This is a genomic window from Burkholderia sp. TSV86 (assembly GCF_001522865.1).
Lineage (GTDB): Bacteria > Pseudomonadota > Gammaproteobacteria > Burkholderiales > Burkholderiaceae > Burkholderia.
In genome coordinates, this window is record NZ_LOWB01000072.1 from 41,975 (window position 1) to 58,859 (window position 16,885).

17 protein-coding genes are annotated in these 16,885 nt (G+C 63.1%); 7 read left to right on the forward strand and 10 right to left on the reverse strand.

Going from position 1 to position 16,885, the window contains the following annotated elements; translation table 11 throughout:
- Positions 1-17: 17 nt before the first annotated feature.
- The 3 genes from WS68_RS10985 to WS68_RS10995 all read left to right on the forward strand — a co-directional run bounded on the left by WS68_RS10985 (position 18) and on the right by WS68_RS10995 (position 3,702).
- Entirely contained in the window at positions 18-401 is a 384-nt protein-coding gene (locus WS68_RS10985) for a tautomerase family protein (RefSeq protein WP_059570856.1), read from the forward strand.
- Between the two features lie 288 nt (positions 402-689).
- Positions 690-2,777: a CHAD domain-containing protein gene (locus WS68_RS10990; protein ID WP_059570857.1), complete on the forward strand. Its 2,088-nt coding sequence runs from the start codon at positions 690-692 to the stop codon at positions 2,775-2,777.
- 43 nt (positions 2,778-2,820) lie between these two features.
- Positions 2,821-3,702 (forward strand): TOBE domain-containing protein, encoded by an 882-nt coding sequence (locus WS68_RS10995; protein WP_059570858.1) that lies wholly within the window; start codon positions 2,821-2,823, stop codon positions 3,700-3,702.
- A gap of 56 nt (positions 3,703-3,758) precedes the next feature.
- On the opposite strand, the gene WS68_RS11000 is transcribed toward WS68_RS10995, so the two are convergent.
- The 4 genes from WS68_RS11000 to WS68_RS11015 all read right to left on the reverse strand — a co-directional run bounded on the left by WS68_RS11000 (position 3,759) and on the right by WS68_RS11015 (position 7,140).
- Positions 3,759-4,460, reverse strand: a complete 702-nt coding sequence (locus WS68_RS11000) for a sulfate/molybdate ABC transporter ATP-binding protein (RefSeq protein ID WP_059570859.1) — start codon at positions 4,458-4,460, stop codon at positions 3,759-3,761.
- 178 nt (positions 4,461-4,638) lie between these two features.
- Positions 4,639-5,313, reverse strand: coding sequence for a molybdate ABC transporter permease subunit (gene modB / locus WS68_RS11005; protein WP_059570860.1), 675 nt, complete (start codon positions 5,311-5,313; stop codon positions 4,639-4,641).
- A gap of 54 nt (positions 5,314-5,367) precedes the next feature.
- Positions 5,368-6,183 carry a molybdate ABC transporter substrate-binding protein gene (gene modA / locus WS68_RS11010; RefSeq protein ID WP_059570861.1) on the reverse strand — a complete coding sequence of 272 codons (816 nt, stop codon included), beginning with the start codon at positions 6,181-6,183 and terminating at the stop codon, positions 5,368-5,370.
- A gap of 252 nt (positions 6,184-6,435) precedes the next feature.
- On the reverse strand, positions 6,436-7,140 hold the full coding sequence (locus WS68_RS11015) for a phosphatase PAP2 family protein (RefSeq protein WP_059570862.1): 705 nt from the start codon (positions 7,138-7,140) through the stop codon (positions 6,436-6,438).
- A 300-nt stretch (positions 7,141-7,440) separates the two neighbouring features.
- Between WS68_RS11015 and WS68_RS11020 the strand changes: the two genes are divergently transcribed.
- The gene (locus tag WS68_RS11020) at positions 7,441-8,493 is read left to right on the forward strand and encodes an extracellular catalytic domain type 1 short-chain-length polyhydroxyalkanoate depolymerase (protein WP_442857161.1); all 1,053 of its coding nucleotides are present in this window, start codon (positions 7,441-7,443) and stop codon (positions 8,491-8,493) included.
- A gap of 95 nt (positions 8,494-8,588) precedes the next feature.
- Positions 8,589-8,744 (forward strand): DUF3563 family protein, encoded by a 156-nt coding sequence (locus tag WS68_RS26040; RefSeq protein WP_082709966.1) that lies wholly within the window; start codon positions 8,589-8,591, stop codon positions 8,742-8,744.
- A gap of 108 nt (positions 8,745-8,852) precedes the next feature.
- Here WS68_RS26040 and WS68_RS11025 read toward each other — a convergent pair whose 3' ends face one another.
- The 5 genes from WS68_RS11025 to WS68_RS11045 form a co-directional block, all read right to left on the reverse strand.
- Positions 8,853-9,272, reverse strand: a complete 420-nt coding sequence (locus tag WS68_RS11025) for an organic hydroperoxide resistance protein (protein WP_059570864.1) — start codon at positions 9,270-9,272, stop codon at positions 8,853-8,855.
- A gap of 141 nt (positions 9,273-9,413) precedes the next feature.
- Entirely contained in the window at positions 9,414-9,866 is a 453-nt protein-coding gene (locus WS68_RS11030) for a MarR family winged helix-turn-helix transcriptional regulator (protein WP_059570865.1), read from the reverse strand.
- Positions 9,867-9,980: 114 nt separating this feature from the next.
- The gene (locus tag WS68_RS11035) at positions 9,981-10,787 is read right to left on the reverse strand and encodes a BPSS1780 family membrane protein (RefSeq protein ID WP_059570866.1); all 807 of its coding nucleotides are present in this window, start codon (positions 10,785-10,787) and stop codon (positions 9,981-9,983) included.
- Positions 10,778-11,776, reverse strand: coding sequence for a homoserine kinase (locus tag WS68_RS11040; RefSeq protein ID WP_059570867.1), 999 nt, complete (start codon positions 11,774-11,776; stop codon positions 10,778-10,780). Before WS68_RS11040 ends, WS68_RS11035 begins: the two co-directional genes overlap by 10 nt.
- A 97-nt stretch (positions 11,777-11,873) precedes the next feature.
- Positions 11,874-12,263, reverse strand: coding sequence for a hypothetical protein (locus tag WS68_RS11045; RefSeq protein ID WP_059570868.1), 390 nt, complete (start codon positions 12,261-12,263; stop codon positions 11,874-11,876).
- Between the two features lie 181 nt (positions 12,264-12,444).
- Here WS68_RS11045 and WS68_RS11050 point away from each other — a divergent pair, with 181 nt between their 5' ends.
- Together WS68_RS11050 and WS68_RS27580 are read left to right on the forward strand one after the other, a co-directional pair.
- Positions 12,445-13,971, forward strand: a complete 1,527-nt coding sequence (locus WS68_RS11050; protein WP_059570869.1) for an AMP nucleosidase — start codon at positions 12,445-12,447, stop codon at positions 13,969-13,971.
- A 556-nt stretch (positions 13,972-14,527) separates the two neighbouring features.
- Complete coding sequence (locus WS68_RS27580; protein WP_156429464.1) at positions 14,528-15,787, forward strand: hypothetical protein; 1,260 nt, start codon at positions 14,528-14,530, stop codon at positions 15,785-15,787.
- A gap of 347 nt (positions 15,788-16,134) precedes the next feature.
- On the opposite strand, the gene WS68_RS11055 is transcribed toward WS68_RS27580, so the two are convergent.
- Entirely contained in the window at positions 16,135-16,884 is a 750-nt protein-coding gene (locus tag WS68_RS11055; protein WP_059515132.1) for a TIGR00730 family Rossman fold protein, read from the reverse strand.
- Position 16,885 lies beyond the last annotated feature (1 nt).

The following is a 16,885-nucleotide window of genomic DNA, read 5'->3' on the forward strand; positions in this document are numbered from 1 at the left end:
CCACCAGGAGAAAGACCATGCCGTTCACCCGGATCGCATTGCGCGAGGGCAAATCCGCCGAATATCGGCAGGCGTTGTCGGCCGGCGTTCATCGTGCGCTGCAACAGGCGTTCGACGTGCCCGTCGACGACATTTTCATGATCATCACTGAGTACGGCGCCGATAATTTCTTCTATGGCCGCGATTATCTCGGCATCGCGCGCAGCGACGATCTGGTGATGATCCAGATCACCGCGAACAATACGCGCACGCTCGCCCAGAAGCGCGAGCTGTACCGGCTGATTGCCGATCAGCTTGCCGAATCGCCCGGCGTGCGCCGTGAGGATGTGTTTATCAATCTTGTCGAGGTGCTGAAAGAAAACTGGTCGTTCGGAAACGGAATCGCGCAATACGCGATTTAAGGGCGGACGTCTGCCCGCTGAACGATCGGAAGGCGTCAGGCTGGACATCCGGAAATCCGGGCGCGGGGCTTGGCGTCAGCCCCGCGGCGCCGGCGGGCGCACTCGGCGGCCCGGCTGCGCCTTGTGTCGCCGATGCGCCCAACGCCGCAGGCATGCGGCGGACGGCCGCTGTTGAGCGGCGTTCAGCCACATCGGCTGTAAAAGGGGCCGTGTACTATGTAGAGCATCGGGGGCCACGGCGCGCACGCCATGCGCGGGGCCGCTCAGCCAACTCCGGAGCTTTACTTCATGGTGCATGTTCTGGAAATCGTCTTGCACTTCCAGCCTCAACACTGGCAAACCGGGCGTGACGTGCGCTCACGCGCCGCGCGGGATTTCGTCGCGGAGCTGGCAAAGGCGTGGCGGCTCTGTTCGACGGTAAAAATGCGCCGCGGCCACGAGCGCGTGACAATCGAGCCATGCTGTTTCGGCGAGGCCGAACCCGAATCTGGCGATGGCTGGTATTGGCAAACCTGGACCGAGACCACCGCGCAAGCGCGGCGCGTGCTTGCCGTCCGCAGTCATGCGTTCGCGCCTGGCGTGATGGTGCGCGAGCGATTCGATGGTGCTCGCAAGAACGTGCGCGTTGCCGCGCCCGCGATGCAGCCTGCGGAGACGGCTGGGCCGGCGGCGGATGCAGTGCGGGCCGAGTCATCGGCGAAGGCGCGCGACGTTCCCGCCGATGCACCGCCCGCTGCCGCATGCGGGCGGCAGCTTGTCGTCGATCGTCGGCGCGGACGCTGGCTCGACGCACAAGGCGTCGAAGTGGAGCTGACGCTCGACGACGTTACGTTGGTGAGCGCGCCCGGCGAGCCCGCCGCCGCTGCCGATGTGCGTGCGTTGCCGTTTGGCGGCCACGTTGCCGCTAGGGGGGAGGCCGCTGGCCTTCGCGCGGTTGACGGTGCGCAGACTGGGACGATTGCCGCCGCCCCAGGCGTGCCGCCCCGTGCGGCTACGTCGGCTGATGCCGCGAGTTTCGATGCCGGTGCGGCTGCCGCCCGCGCGACGATTGCCGCTGGCGGTTCATCGAGTAAAAAGGCGAAGGCTGATGGCGGCCGTAACGCCGGCGTGACCGCGAATGGGGGTGTGGGCCGTGGCACGGCTGGCAGCGCGACTGCCGCTCATCCCGTATCCTTGGCGGCCAACACCGCCAACACCGCCAACACCGCCAACACCGCCAACACCGCCAACACCGCCAACACCGCCAACACCGCCAATACCGCCAATACCGCCAATACCGCCAATACCGCCAACACCGCCCCCGCACTACACCGCATGTGCGAGCTGCGTCTTTCGGTCGCCGACGCGCACACGCCTGAGGCCCGCATCGCCGCATTGCGCGCGCTGTTCCGCGCGGCGCGCGAATTGAGCGGCGCGTGGCCGGCGTTTCCCGCACTCGCGAGCGTGTTCGACAGCGCATGCGCTGCCGAAGTGCCCAATGCCCTCAGTGCGCCGCTCAAAGCGAAACCAGTCGATTTGTCGAGAATGCGCGTGCAGCGTGCGGCGGTCTTCTCGCTTGGCTGCAACGTGACCGAACAATGGTTCGGAAACGAAGCGGGCGTGCGCACGGGCAGTGATCCCGAATACGTGCACCAGATGCGTGTCGCGCTGCGCCGGCTGCACACGCTTGCCCGGCTGTTCCCGCGTTATGCGGATGCTGGATGGAAGGAGGCGTTCTCCGCCGACCTGCGCTGGTTGGGCGGATTGCTCGGCGCGGTGCGCGATTGGGACGTCTGCGCGACGTCGACGCTTCCCAGGTTCGCCGATGCGGATGGTGACCCGGCTGGCTGGGCCGCGATGCTTGACGCGGCGAGCGCGCATGGCGAAGCGGCGCGTACCGAGTTGCGGCAGGCGCTCGGCACCGCGCGCTATGCGCGGCTCGCGCTCGCGTGGCTCGAATGGCTGTGCATGCTGGCACCTGACGATCCGTCGCGCGACGACGCGCCGTCGCTCAAGCGTCATGCGGCGAGGTGCGTGAGACGGCTGTTCGGCCGCCTACACGGCCGCGCGCGGTTGACGATGCTCGATGCGGCCGCGCGGCATCGGGTGCGCATCGAGGCGAAACGGCTTCGCTATGCGCTCGAATTCTTTTTGTCGCTTGCGTCGCGCCGCACGCGGGACGAGACGCTCAAGCACCTCGCGAGCATCCAGACCGTGCTCGGCGACGCGAACGATGCCGCTGTCGCGCTCGGCTTGCTTGAACGGCTGTCGGCGCCGCCGTATCAACTTGGCTTTGCGCGCGGCTACGGCGCGATGGCGCAACGCCATGCGGCAGAGACGGCCGAAGCGTTGTTGTGCCGGATGCGGGCGCCGAAAATCAGGGGCAAGCGAGCGTAATCGGCGTGACTATAATGAGTGTTTCCTGCGCCAAACGACGTCGATGACCGCTGCCGCCGATCCGGCCGATTCGCTTTCGCCTTCCCCCGTCTCCCGCACCGATGCGCCTCCGCGCGATAAGCGCGAGCCGCTCGCATTGCGCGGCGAGCTTTGGGTGCGCGCGGGCGCCGAGACGCTCGGCGGCGCGGCGCGGATCGCGCTGCTCGCGGCAATCGGAGAAACGGGCTCGATCACGCGCGCCGCGAAGGCGGTGGGCCTGAGCTACAAGGGCGCGTGGGACGCGGTCGATACGATGAACAACCTCGCCGGCGAGCCGCTCGTGCTGCGCTCGACGGGCGGCAAGGGCGGCGGCGGCACGACGCTGACGCCGCGCGCGATCGCGTTGATCGCCGCCTATCGGGCGATCGAACGCGAGCACCGCCGCTTCATCGATGCGGCGAGCGCGGCCGTCGAGGGTTTCGCGCTCAACTGGGAACTCATCGGGAGAATCGGCATGAAGACGAGCGCGCGCAATCAATGGTTCGGCAAGGTCGCGTCGGTCCAGCGCGGAGCGGTCAACGACGAAGTGTCGCTCGCGCTGCCGGGCGGGCAGACAATCGTCGCGGTGCTGACGCGTGAGAGCACCGACGCGCTCGAGCTCGCGCCCGGCGTCGATGCGTGCGCGCTCGTGAAGGCGTCGTGGGTCGTGCTGGCGGTCGACGACGGCGCGCCGCTCAAGCTGTCGGCGCGTAATCAGTTGCCCGGCGTCGTCGAGACGGTCACGCGTGGCGCGGTGAATAGCGAAGTACTGCTCGCGCTCGACGGCGGCACGACGCTTGCGGCGATCGTGACGAATGACGGCGCCGATGCGCTTGGGCTCGCGAAAGGCGTGCGCGCGATCGCGGCGTTCAAGGCGTCGAGCGTGATTCTGGCGGTCAGCGGCTGATAACGGATCGGCATGGCGGCACGCGGGCGCTGGACCGAGCGCAGCCGGCCGCGCCGTCACCGCACGCGCGACATCCACTGCGCGTGCGGCGCCTCGTGCAGCACGCGTCCGTCTTGAAGCCGCACAACCTGATCGCCGAACGCGGCGACATCGTCCGGATCGTGCGTGATCAGCACCATTGGAATGTCGAGCCGCGCCTGGAGATCCGTCAGCTCGCGCCGCATCCGTTCGCGCATCGCGATGTCGAGTGCGGAGAACGGCTCGTCGAGCAGGAGGATTCGCGGCCGCGCGATCAGCGCCCGGGCGAGCGCGACGCGCTGCTTCTGACCACCCGATAACTGCGCGGGATAATGCCCGGCCAGCTCATCGAGTTCGAAAGCCCGCAGCCAGTATGCCGCGTCGTCCGGCAACTCGTTCGCGCGCGGATTGCGCCAGCCGCGCTTCAGCCCGAACGCGAGGTTCTGTCGCACGTTCAGGTGCGGAAACAGCGCGTAGTCCTGAAACAGATATGCGACGCGGCGCGCCTGCGTCGGCAGATCGATGCCGCGTGCCGCGTCGAACAGCGTGTCGCCGGCGAGCGAGATCGTGCCGCGATCGGGCGTGAGCAACCCCGCGATGGCTTGCAGCGTCAGGCTCTTGCCCGCGCCGGACGGTCCGAACAAGACGATCCGCTGCGCATTCGACGAGAACGATATGTCGAGCGTGAAATGGCGCTCGGGCGTCGCATACGTCTTGTGGATATCGACGACGAGGCTCATCGCTGGCGTGCTCCGGCGGGGGCGGCATGAGCGATGGCGAGATCGTCGTGAACGGCGGGGTTGACTCGCAGCGGCTCGCTTCGGCCAAGCGGGGGCCGGCCGTGCGCGGCGCCGGCACGCGTGAGCGAAACGCGTGAAATAGGCGAAACGGCGGTAACAGGCGTCATCGCGCGCATCGTCAACGTGCTCCGGCAAGCGCGCGCGGCGGAACGAGCCTTCCCGCGACCAGCAGAATCAGCACACAGACGGCCGACGTGACCAGCACGAGGAAGTTCGCGGTCGCGTCGTCACCCGCCTGCACGGCCGCGTAGACGGCGACCGACAAGGTCTGCGTGCGTCCCGGCAGGTTGCCCGCGATCATCAGCGTCGCGCCGAATTCGCCGAGCGCGCGTGCGAAAGCGAGCAATGCGCCGGCGAGAATGCCGCGTGCGGCGAGCGGCAGCGTCACGCGAAAAAAAATGCCGGTTTCGCTCACGCCGAGCGTACGCGCCGCGCGCTCGAGTTGCGGATCGACCGCCTCGAATGCCGCGCGCGCCGATTTCAGCACGAGCGGAAATGCCACGACCATCGACGCGATCACGGCTCCCTGCCACGTGAACACGAGTTGGACGCCGAGCGTGTCGAGCCACGCGCCGAATACGCCACGCCTGCCGAGCAGCACGAGCAGGTAATAGCCGAGCACGGTTGGCGGCAGCACGAGCGGCAGCGTGAGCAGCGAGTCGATCACGTCGCGTGCGCCCGAGCGCCAGCGCGCGAGCGCATAGCCTGCCGCGACGCCGAGCACGACGTCGAGCACCGTTGCCCAACCGGCAACCTTCAGCGATAGCAGCAGCGGAATCCAGGCGTCGTGCATCGGCAATCTCTGATTCGGTATTGGGCTGGACGATTGAGTCTGGCCCGGCGTTGCTCAGTGGGCCGCCGGCGCGGCAGCGGTGGCGGGCTTGAACCCGTATCGCGCGAGCACCGCCTGGCCGTCGGGCGAAAGCACGAACGCGATGAATCCTTGCGCTGCAGCCGGATGCCGGCTGCCCTGGACGACGGCGACCGGATAGGTGATAGGCGCTTGCGTCGGCACGTTCAGCGCGACCTTTACGCGGCCCGGCATCACGGCGGCATCCGTGCCGAACACGAAACCCGCGTCGACTTCGCCGCGCGCGACATAGTCGAGACTCTGGCGCACGTTCGCCGCAAGCACGCCTTTCGCGCTGACCTCGCTCCACACGCCCGCCGCTTTCAGCGCGCCTTCGGTGTAGCGGCCCACGGGCACCGACGCAGGATCTCCAAACGCCACGCGCTTGACCGCGGGCGCCGCCAGCTCACGTAGTGAGCCGAACGTTGCGCGGCTGTCGGCGGGCACGATCAGCACGAGCGAGTTCGCGGCGAAATCGCGCCGCGTTCCGTCCGCAATCACACGTTCGGCTACCGCGCGGTCCATGGCTTTCTGGTCCGCCGATGCGAACACGTCGACCGGCGCGCCTTTTGCGATTTGCTGCATCAGCACGTCGGATGCACCGAAGTTGAACAGGATCTTCGTGTCCGGGTGCCGCTTCTGATACGCGTCGCCGATCGCCTGGAACGCGTTGGTCAGGCTCGCGGCCGCGGAGACGACCAATTCGTCGTCGGCATGCGCAGCGGAGGTGACGCCGAAGCCGGCAGCGAGCGCGGACAGCGTTGCGGCGTGCAGGAACAAGCGCCGGACGGAAGAGCGAAACGAAGCGGACATGGCGGGTAGCGATCGCGTGGACGAAAGCTGTAATCGTAATATATACAGGGTTATAACGCGTGGCGGATCGGCAGCTATGCGGCAGGGGCGGCGGCGTGCGTATGCGCGTCCGGGCGGGGCAAAAAGGCGCCTTGGTGCTTATGCTCGACCTGCCGACCTGCCGACCTGCCGACCTGCCGACCTGCCGACCTGCCGACCTGCCGACCTGCCGACCTGCCGACCCGCCGACCCGCCGACCCGCCGACCCGCGCGCTACGCGTGCCGCAGCGTCGGCTGCATATCGAGCGTTTGCTGAGGCTGGGAAATCGGCCGCGACGCCGGCCGGTAGTTCGGATTCGCCTTCCAGCGTGCGCGCACATACGGGCGCTCGTGGCCGGACAGGTGCAGTGCCACCGCGGTCACCCAGCGGTGCGAGGGTACAGTGACGCCATGCAGCGCGATCGTGACGGCCGCCAGACTCGCCGCGACCGCCGGCGCTGACCAGCGGTGCGGCACCGCGTGCCACGAACCGACGATGAACGACAGCGCGGCAATCGCACCGATGATGCAGCCCGTGACGGCTTCGGATGGCGAATGGGCGTCGAGCGCGACGCGCGACAGCCCGACCGCGATCCCGGCCGCGAAGCCGGCCGTGACGCCGGCGATGCGAATGGCCGGCCGCGTGCGCGCGAGCGCGAGAAACAGCGCAACCGGGTAGACCGACGTCGATAGCATCGCGTGCCCGCTGAAGCCCGTGAAATCCCAGGCGCGCACGCCGATTCCCCAGCCGAGGAACGCGATCTTGGTGAGCGCGACAGCGCCGATCGCTGCGCCGAGCACCGCCAGCCACGCGGCGGCGCGGCGTACCGAATAGCCCAGCGCCAGCCACACGGCGATCGTGACGGCAAGGGGAAGGGTCAGTCCGGCACCGCCTAGAGCGGTGACCGACATCCACAATCGGGGCGGCAAATCGAACATCAGAGCGCTGCGGGCAGGTAGGCGGAGAAATGGAATACTTGTTTAACGCACGAGTCGGTAATAGCGACTACAACGAAGACAAGCGGCGAACCTCCCCAGTATACCGACAGCGCGCGCCGGTTGCGGATCGGTCGGCGGCCGGGCATTGGGCCGGGCGGTGGGTAGGATCGGGAAAATAATGCTATTGTGCATTGCACAAAGCTGAACGGAGCCGCTTAGATGGCGCCCCTAATTTTGACTGCGAGCCCCCGACCCATGACAAAAAGTCTGACGAAATTATGGCTGGGCAGTATGAAGCGCATGTTGCATGCACAAACCCAGCCGATCCGGGAGTCCGCTTCCCGATCTATCCGCCGGGCGAGCCGGGCGGCCGCGTCGGCTGCCAAAGCCGGGGCGGTCACGGCGCAAGAGTCGCGAGTGCGTCCGCGGGCGGCCGCATGGGTGAATGGCGAATGGAGCCGCGCCGATCATCCGCTGCAGCCATCGTTTGGGCGCTTTGTCAAGCATCTCGAATACGGTCTTTATGTGCCGCCCGTCAAGTACACCGGCAACCTGCCGCTCGTCGTGATGCTGCATGGATGCAAGCAGAGCATCGAGCAGTTCGCGCAAGGCACCCGGATGAATCTGCTGGCCGACCGGTATGGTTTCGCGGTGCTATATCCTGAGCAATCGCACCGGGCGCACGCGCACGGTTGCTGGCATTGGTATGAGGATACGGCGCGCGCCGGCGGGGGGGAAGCGCAGGCGATCGCCGATCTCGTCGATACGCTGGTTGCCGAGCGCGGATTCGACGCATCGCGTGTCTATGCGGCCGGGATGTCGGCGGGCGCAGGGCTCGTGTCATTGCTTGCGCTGCATTTTCCGCAGCGCTTCGCGGCGGTCGCGTTCCATTCCGGGCCGGCGTTCGGCGATGCGAATTCCGGCGTCACTGCGATGGACGTGATGCGTCGAGGTCTGCACCGCAATCCTGCCGCTATCGTCGATGCATTGGTCGAGCCCGGCGCGTACCCTGGAATGCCGGCGATCATCGTGCATGGCGACGACGATCGCGTCGTTGCGCCGAAGAACGCGGAGCAACTGGCGGTCGAATTTTTGCGGCTCAACGGCATGGCGAATGCGCAAGGGCAGCCGGTGAACGCCGAGCATTTCGAGACGAGTTCAGCCGGCATGCATATGCTTGATTATCGGCGGGATGGCGAATTCGTCGTGCGTCTTTGCCGGATCGAGGGGCTTGCGCACGCGTGGGCCGGCGGCGACGACAGCGTACCGTTCCATTCGTCGGTTGGGCCTGATGCGAGCGAACTGATTTGGTCGTTTTTTGCATCTCACGTGCGGGCTGGCGTCGCGTCGTAACGACGCTTGGTTAGGACGGCTGGCACAGGATCAGGGTTTTCCCTATAATTGGGGTTAATGCTTAAGAGAAAACCCTTGGATTGGAGTTGCCGATCATGTACCTGCTGAGCCGTTTATTCTTGTTTCTGACGAAATCGCCCGAGCAACGGGCGAAAGAACGTGCCGATGCCTATCTTGCCGGCGCATCCGATTTGTACGACCTCGAGTTTCGGATGCGCAAACTCGACCGCGAAGTGGCATTCGATCGTTGAAGCCTGAGTATTAAGTACTTACAGAATTTATACGCATAAAGATAAAGGGCGCGCTGGCTATTTAGCCGCGCGCCCTTTCGTTTATCTGCGCGCGGCGCAATCTGCGGCTTATACGATGACGAGCCGCACCGCGATGTTATTACGCGTTGCGTTCGAGTACGGGCATACCTGATGTGCGCGGTCGACGAGCGCTTGCGCGGCTGAGGTATCAAAGCCAGGCAGCGACACGCGCAATTCCACATCGAGCGCAAATCCCCCTTGTTCGTTCGGGCCGATGCCGACTTGCGCCGTGACGGTGGCGTCGGCAGGCAAAGCCTGCTTGTTTTGCCCGGCGACGTATTTCATCGCACTCAGAAAGCATGCTGAATAGCCGGCGGCGAACAGTTGCTCGGGATTCGTACCTTCGGCACCCGTGCCGCCCAACTCACGTGGCGTGGCGAGTTTCACGTCGAGTTTCTGATCGGGGGTCGTCGCGCGGCCGTCGCGGCCGCCGGTACTGGTTGCGGACGTTTGGTACAGGAGGTGCATGTTGGGCTCCTATCGATTGAGAAATGGGCTCGGCGAATCGCGAAGCGCGGGCCACGGGATAAATATATCACGCTAATCATTAGTGTACAAATTAATTTGTTTGAAGCAACACGCTCACGCAGACGTACTCTGTTCGGTTGGTTATCCTTGGTTGGCGTCGGCGAGCGCTTGCCGCAGGTGGGTCAGGTCCTGCCGCAGCCGGATCAGGAAATCGGGTGTTTGCCGCATCGCGCAGAACAGTTCGGCGGGCACCGCTTGGGCTTTCTGCTTGAGCGCGGCGCCGCTTGCGGTCAGCCGCGCACGCACGATCCGCTCGTCGGCTGCATCGCGCGTCCGCTCGATGTAGCCAAGTGCTTCCAGACGCTTGAGAAGCGGCGTGACTGTGGCCGGATCGAGACTGAGGCGCGCGGCGATGTCCTTGACTTGCATGTCGTCGGTTTCCCACAGCACGAGCATTGCGAGGTACTGCGGGTAGGTCAGCGCGAGTTTGTCGAGCAGCGGCTTGTACGCTTTCGTCATCGCGAGCGACGTCGAATAGAGTGCGAAGCAGAGTTGATCGTCGAGCGTGAGCGGAAATACGGGCGAGTCATTCATGGTGGTGGACTCATCGCGATGCAAAATATTTGTGTGCAAATGATTGTGCGCGCAATTCTGCCGATTGGCGAGAGCGGCCGGCGCCGGACGGCGCGGCCCGCCGATTTTGATGCGTTATCGCGATTGGGGCTGTGTCGGCGTCCCAGGCTCTTGGATGCCGTAGCAGCCGCGATAAGTTGCGTAGAACGAGCAATAGAGCATGGCCGTGATCACGACCGACGCAGGCATCATCACCGTCAACGCATAGGCGCCGGCACCGAGCGCCTGCATCAGCGCGGCGAGGCCGAACGACACGCCTAACGCGACTGCGAACCACAGCAGCCCGTAGACCGTGAATGCCCCCTTGTTGCGCCAGCAACTCACGATGCTGAAAAAGAGTGCCTTGACAGGCGGGATGCCGTGCCAGGCGATCAGTGTTGGTGCGAACCAGAACATCATCGCGACCGGCAGGTACAGCGTGGCGGCGATCATCATCGCGACGAGCACGCCCGGCGTGGCCAGCGCTTCGGGTTCCGATGCGTCGATGCCGAGGCCGAACATGATCTTCAGCAGCGTGCCGCCGTCGCCGAGCGACGAGCAGGCGAACACGAGCGCGATCGACGCGATGTAAATCCCGCCGAGCGCGAAAAGCCTTTGCGTGACGACTGGCCCATACGAGCGGAATCCGTCAATGAGGATCGTCGGCAGCACCTGCTTGCCGGCGATCGTATCGCGGCACGCTGCCATGAAGCCCACCGCGATGCCCGGGATGAACAGCAGCGGCAGCGCCGGGCCGATCAACGGCACGAGCGATATCAGCATCATCGCGAGCAGGTATGTGAAGAACAGCGTGATGAACGCGAGCGGGTTGCGCCGGAACAGCCAGATGCCCTGGCGGAACCACACATAGCCGGTCTTGGCGGGAACTTCGATCAGTTGCATGAGATGTGGGTCTTGGGGAGCGCACCCGCGCGGGCGATGCGCTCGCGCAGGATGCGTTCGAAATGGCCCGGGTCGTGCGGCTTGAGCACGTGCGCGGCGCGGGGCAGGTGGAAATCATACAGGCGCGACACCCAGAAGCGATACGCGCCCGCGCGCAGCATGTCGTTCCAATGGCGGCTTTCGCCCGCCGTGAAGGGGCGCACGGTCTGATAGGCGCGCAGCAGCGCGTCGGCGCGCGCGCCGTCGAGCGCGCCCGTGTCGAGATCGACGCACCAGTCGTTGACGGTCACCGCGACATCGAACAGCCATTTGTCGCAGCCAGCGAAATAGAAATCGAAGAAACCGCCGAGCCGCACGGTATGTCCGCTATCTGGGGCCGCATGCGCGAACAGCGCGTTGTCGCGGAACAGGTCGCAATGGCACGGGCCTTCCGGCAGCGCCGCGTAGCCGGCCGACGCGAAGAAATCGGCCTGGTGCGCGAGTTCGCTTTCCAGCAGCGCGCGTTGCGCCTCATCGACGATCGGCGTGAGCACCGGCACGGTTTCGCGCCACCACGGCAGACCGCGCAGATTCGGCTGGCGGCGTGGATAGTCGCGGCCCGCGAGGTGCATCCGTGCGAGCATCTGGCCTACCTCGACACAATGCTCGACGCGCGGCGCAAGCTCGGCCGTGCCTTCCAGTTTCGTGACGATCGCGCTCGGCTTGCCGTGCAACTCGCCGAACAGCGTGCCGTCTGCGCGCACGACCGGCGCCGGCACAGGTATTCCGTGCCGCGCAAGATGGCTCATCAAATCGATATAGAACGGCAGTTGCTCGGCCGTCAGATTCTCGAAGATGGTGAGCACATACTCACCGCGCGTCGTCGTCAGGAAGAAGTTGCTGTTCTCGATACCCGACGCAATGCCGCGGAATGCGACGACGTCGCCGAGATCGTAGTGGCGCATCCAGTGTGCGAGGTCAGCATCGGAAACAGCAGTGAAAACGGCCATGCAAGAAAAACGTCGGTTCGGGTTGGCGTGCCGGCGGCGCGGCCGGTGTCGCGAAAGGGCGTGGGAGGCGCGGCGCCGTGCCGGCGCCGCAGCAGTGTCAATAGTGCAGATTGACCGACGGCAGGCGGGTGATCGGCACGCTTGCATCATGCGGCCGCGGCGACGTGTCGGGCGATGCGCTCATCTGATAGCGGGTGCCGAAATTCGACTTCACGTTGATTTCGACCGGCTTGCCGCGATCACGGTATTCGGTGACCTCGGTGCCGTTCTTGCTTTTTTCGTAAAAGCTCGGCGTGCGCCGCACGTCGTTGAGATCGACCTTCGACGTGACTTCCGCAGCTGGACGGTTGATCTTCGCGAGATCGGGCAGCCCGGCCGCCTCGTTGGCAGCCGCCTGGGCCTGCGCGTCGACGCTTGCGTCGGCGGCGTAAGCCGGGCCGCCGAGCGCGACGGCGGCGAAGGTTGCGGCGAGAAGGTGCGGCTTCATCGTGTTTCTCCCATTGAACCATTCGATTCTAGCAAATACCCGCGCCGTGCCGATGCGTGTTCGCGGACCGGCGGGCAGCGTTGTTGTCTTCTCGCCCGCTCGGCTTCGTTGCCGGAATCGGGATCGGCCGCACGGGCAGGTTCCATGGTAATGTCGAAACGATCTGAAGAGGCCCTGATAAATGAAGAACGATCACGATCACCGCATTCGTACACTCACGCCGGGTACGCCACCCGTCGAGGTGCTCGACGACCCGGTCGCCGCCGTCGCGCGGCTTTCCGCACTCTACGAGACGAACACAGCGTTCTTGCGCGACGCATTCGCGCGCTACCGCCGCAACGACACGTTCGACACGCGCGTGCGCGCATGCTATCCATTCGTGCGGATTCGCACCGACATCAATACGCACATCGACTCGCGCCGCTCCTACGGTTTCGTCGCCGGCCCAGGCGTGTTCGAGACGACGCTCACGCGCCCCGATTTGTTCGCGAGCTACTATCGCGAGCAATTGCGCCTGCTCGCGAAGAACCACCACGTGCGCATCGAGGTGGGCGTGTCGTCGCAACCTATTCCGATTCATTTCGCGTTTCCCGAGGGAATCCATCTGGAGGGTGATCTCGATCGCGACCGTCTCGTCGCGATGCGAGACGTGTTCGACACGCCAGACCTCGCCTACCTCGACGACCGGATCGTCAACGGCACATACGAACCCGCGCCGGGGGAGCCGCAGCCGCTCGCGCTGTTTACGGCCGCGCGCGTCGATTTTTCGCTGCACCGGCTGCGCCACTACACGGCGACGTCGCCCACGCATTTTCAGAACTACGTGCTGTACACGAACTACCAGTTCTATATCGACGAATTCGTGAAGCTCGGCCGCACGCTGATGTCGGCCACGGACGATGCGCAAGAGCGCGCGTATCGCAGCGAGTACACGGCATTCGTCGAGCCGGGTGACGTGATCACATACAACGCGAATCTCGGCGACGCGTCGACGGAAGGTATGCCGCCTGCGCGTCTGCCGCAGATGCCCGCATATCACCTGAAGCGCGCGGACGGCAGCGGGATCACGATGGTCAATATCGGCGTCGGGCCGTCGAACGCGAAGACGATCACCGATCACATCGCGGTGCTGCGCCCGCATGCGTGGGTGATGCTCGGCCACTGCGCCGGGTTGCGCAACACCCAGCGTCTTGGCGATTACGTGCTGGCGCACGGCTATGTGCGCGAAGACCATGTGCTCGACGACGACTTGCCGCTCTGGGTGCCGATTCCGGCGCTTGCCGAAGTGCAGGTGGCGCTCGAGCGTGCGGTGGCACAAGTCACGCAGCTCGACGGAGTTGAATTGAAGCGCGTGATGCGTACCGGCACGGTGGCGAGCGTCGACAATCGCAACTGGGAATTGCGCGATCATCGCGAGCCGGTGCAGCGGCTGTCGCAGAGTCGTGCGATTGCGCTCGACATGGAAAGCGCGACGATCGCCGCGAATGGTTTTCGCTTTCGTGTGCCATACGGTACGCTTCTGTGCGTATCGGACAAGCCGTTGCACGGCGAGCTGAAACTTCCTGGGATGGCCGATCAGTTCTATCGCGCGCAGGTCGATCAGCATTTGCAGATCGGTGTGAAGGCGATGGAAATCCTGCGCACGAACGGGCTCGACCGGTTGCATAGTCGCAAACTGCGGAGTTTTGCGGAAGTGGCGTTTCAGTAACGGATTGGATCGTGACGTGACAAGGGTTTCCGGCGCGCCCGCGAAACCCTTGTGTCTGCAAATCTTTATGCAACAGCACTTCCCGGTGCGTCTTGCCGTGGCTGTCATCCGGCTCGATTCATGACGCACGTTGGCGGTGATTCAGCCGCAGTCTCCCTATTTATCGATTTCGTCTGAATAAAGCGCATTTCGTAACCGCACCTAAACTTTGTTATGCATTGACTAACTTTGATTAGGGGCGCATTGAGATTTCAAAAAATTGCGCGTTCGAAAATTCTATGGCGATGGCTTGCGAGTGGAAAGATCGAATAAATCGATGCTTATTCATTTCTCGGGCCAAGCAAATTTCATTTGCTTAATGCGTGCCTTTGCTTGTGCAATTGCGGGAATTTGGTTGAATTTCAATGGTTTGCCGCGCTGTCAATATATATTCGCATGCTCGATAATGATGCGAATTCTGTGTTGAATTAACTTTCAATCATGCTCTCAGGGGAATTGAGTTCGGGAAGTGAGCTTGCATATGATGCGAGTGTGAAATCGTCTTGAGAGGTGTTGAATGTCGATGGCAGTGGATTTAAATAATATTAGTGCGGTCAATTGGCTGGATTATTGGGAAAATCAAGGTGCCGATAAAAATGAGAATGCATTAAATCAAGCGCCTAAAGGCATGAGGCAAGAAATGGTGTGGCAAATCAAGCAGAGTGCTTTGGCGGCCTCACTCGGAACAAAAGCCGATCACGTTGCGGGCATTTCCAATTCCTCAAATAATCCATTTTTTGCTTCTTCTATGGAAAGACCGTTGGCAGAGCGGCAAGAGAATGAGCCTCGAATCCGACGGAAGATTGAAGAGGATCAGTACGCGTCTACGACTACGGCGGCCACTTCATCGCCGCCGAAAATCATGGCTGGCGCCAATGACATTGCTCCTCAGATCACCGGGCACGGTGTGCAGGGAGGATGGGGAGCGGCTTCGGATACAAGACCGAATGCGCCGCTGTTAAGCCCAAGCGAATTTACGCATCAGATTGTTGAGCCAAGAACAAGTGGCCGCACGAGGAAAATCGATTTGCAGGTATGTCATTCTGCCGAGGGGCGCTATCCTCTTGCCCAAGTGGTAGCGAACATAACAGGAATCCCCACTATCGGTTATAAGGGGGAAATGCGTGCGATGCCCAATGCTCAGAAAATCTATAACTCGAAGCTATTTGAGCCGGAAACGGGTGACAAGGCACAAAAAACTATTGACGCGGCCAATCGTCAATTCATGAAGAATCGGATGAATTCCAATAACGCCAATATCCGGCAAACGATGATGTCGATGTGCTGGCCTTGTCGATTCAATGATCGGCAAAACGAAGAGGGTGGTTCAAGTGTCAATGATCAGCGCGAATCCATGGGTAGGCGTATCGCAGGCAGTACATCGGAAGATTCTTCCGGCGAATTTTCAGTGGCTTCGTCCTCTCGGCAAGCTGCGCGGGTTGATAGTCTTTTGAATGCGGGTATCTCCGAATTTGATTCGATACAAAGAGAGCGTTTGAGAAATGCGTTTATGGAAAATATGAACGATCGGTATGGACGGTTGTTGATCGATAAAACTGAACCGGCAGTGCTTGATGGCCGTATCAGGTTTAATTTGCAGGGCGGTCCTCTGGATAATCATATGGATGTGTTGGATGCGGGGGATCATCATGCGCTTATTAGCGTTAATTTTCCAAATGATGATGTCGGGCAGAACGCAAGCGCTCTTCGTAGTGCGCTACGGCAGGCACTGAATATAAGCGACGATATCGACATAGTGCCCAGAGAAGACTTGTAATGCCGCGCTTGGGCTAGGGTTCAAATGCCGTAGCTGTTGGTGCGCTGCGCTTCGTTTGCGTGTCGATGCCTGCTATTTGTGCATATGCCGGCTGAAAGCGGCAGTCATGTTCTCGATCAGTTGACGTAGGGATGTGTACTCGCGTATTCAGTGGGCGGTACGCCGCGATTCGAGGGGCCGCTTGGTGATTCGCGTATTGCGCGCAAGCCGGAAATGCGATGTGGGCCGGATTGGACATTCGGCCCGCGCGTGATGAACGAGTGGTAATGCGGTGCATCCGGACCGGTGGCAAGCCGGGGGCGCAATCGCAGGCGCTGCGGGTGCCGGTGCGGCGCCCGCAGCGCAAATCACAAATAGAACATCCGGTCTTCGTCCGGCCGTGGCGGCTGCGCTTCCTCGGCCTCTTCGCCGCGATCCTCATAAAACGCGAGCACTGCCTCGAGCACCTGATCGGGATCGTCGATCACCTGCATCAGATTCATGTCTTCCGGATTGATCAGACCCATCGGGATCAACTGATCACGGAACCATTGCAGCAGGCCCTGCCAGAATTCGCTGCCCACCAGCACGATCGGCACGAGGCGCGATTTCTTCGTCTGGATCAGCGTCAACACTTCGGACAGCTCGTCGAGCGTGCCGAAGCCGCCCGGCATCACGATCACCGCGTCCGAATTCTTGACGAACGTGACCTTGCGCGTGAAGAAATGGCGAAAGCGCAGCGAGATATCCTGGAAGTTGTTACCGTGCTGCTCGTGCGGCAACTCGATATTGAGCCCGACAGACGGCGCCTTGCCGGCGTGAGCGCCCTTGTTCGCCGCTTCCATGATGCCGGGACCGCCGCCGGAAATCACCGCGAAGCCCGCGTCGGACAGCTTGCGCGCGATCTGCACGGTGAGCTGGTAATGCGGCGAATCGGGCTTCAAACGCGCGGAGCCATAGATGCTGACAGCGGGGCGGATCTCCGACAGATACTCGGTCGCCTCGATAAACTCTGCCATAATCGTGAACATCTGCCACGAAGCGCGAGCCTTCTTCGCTGTCGCGCGTTCTTGATCTGCGAGCGAGCGCAGGCTCGGAATCACTTTTCTCTTGTCCATA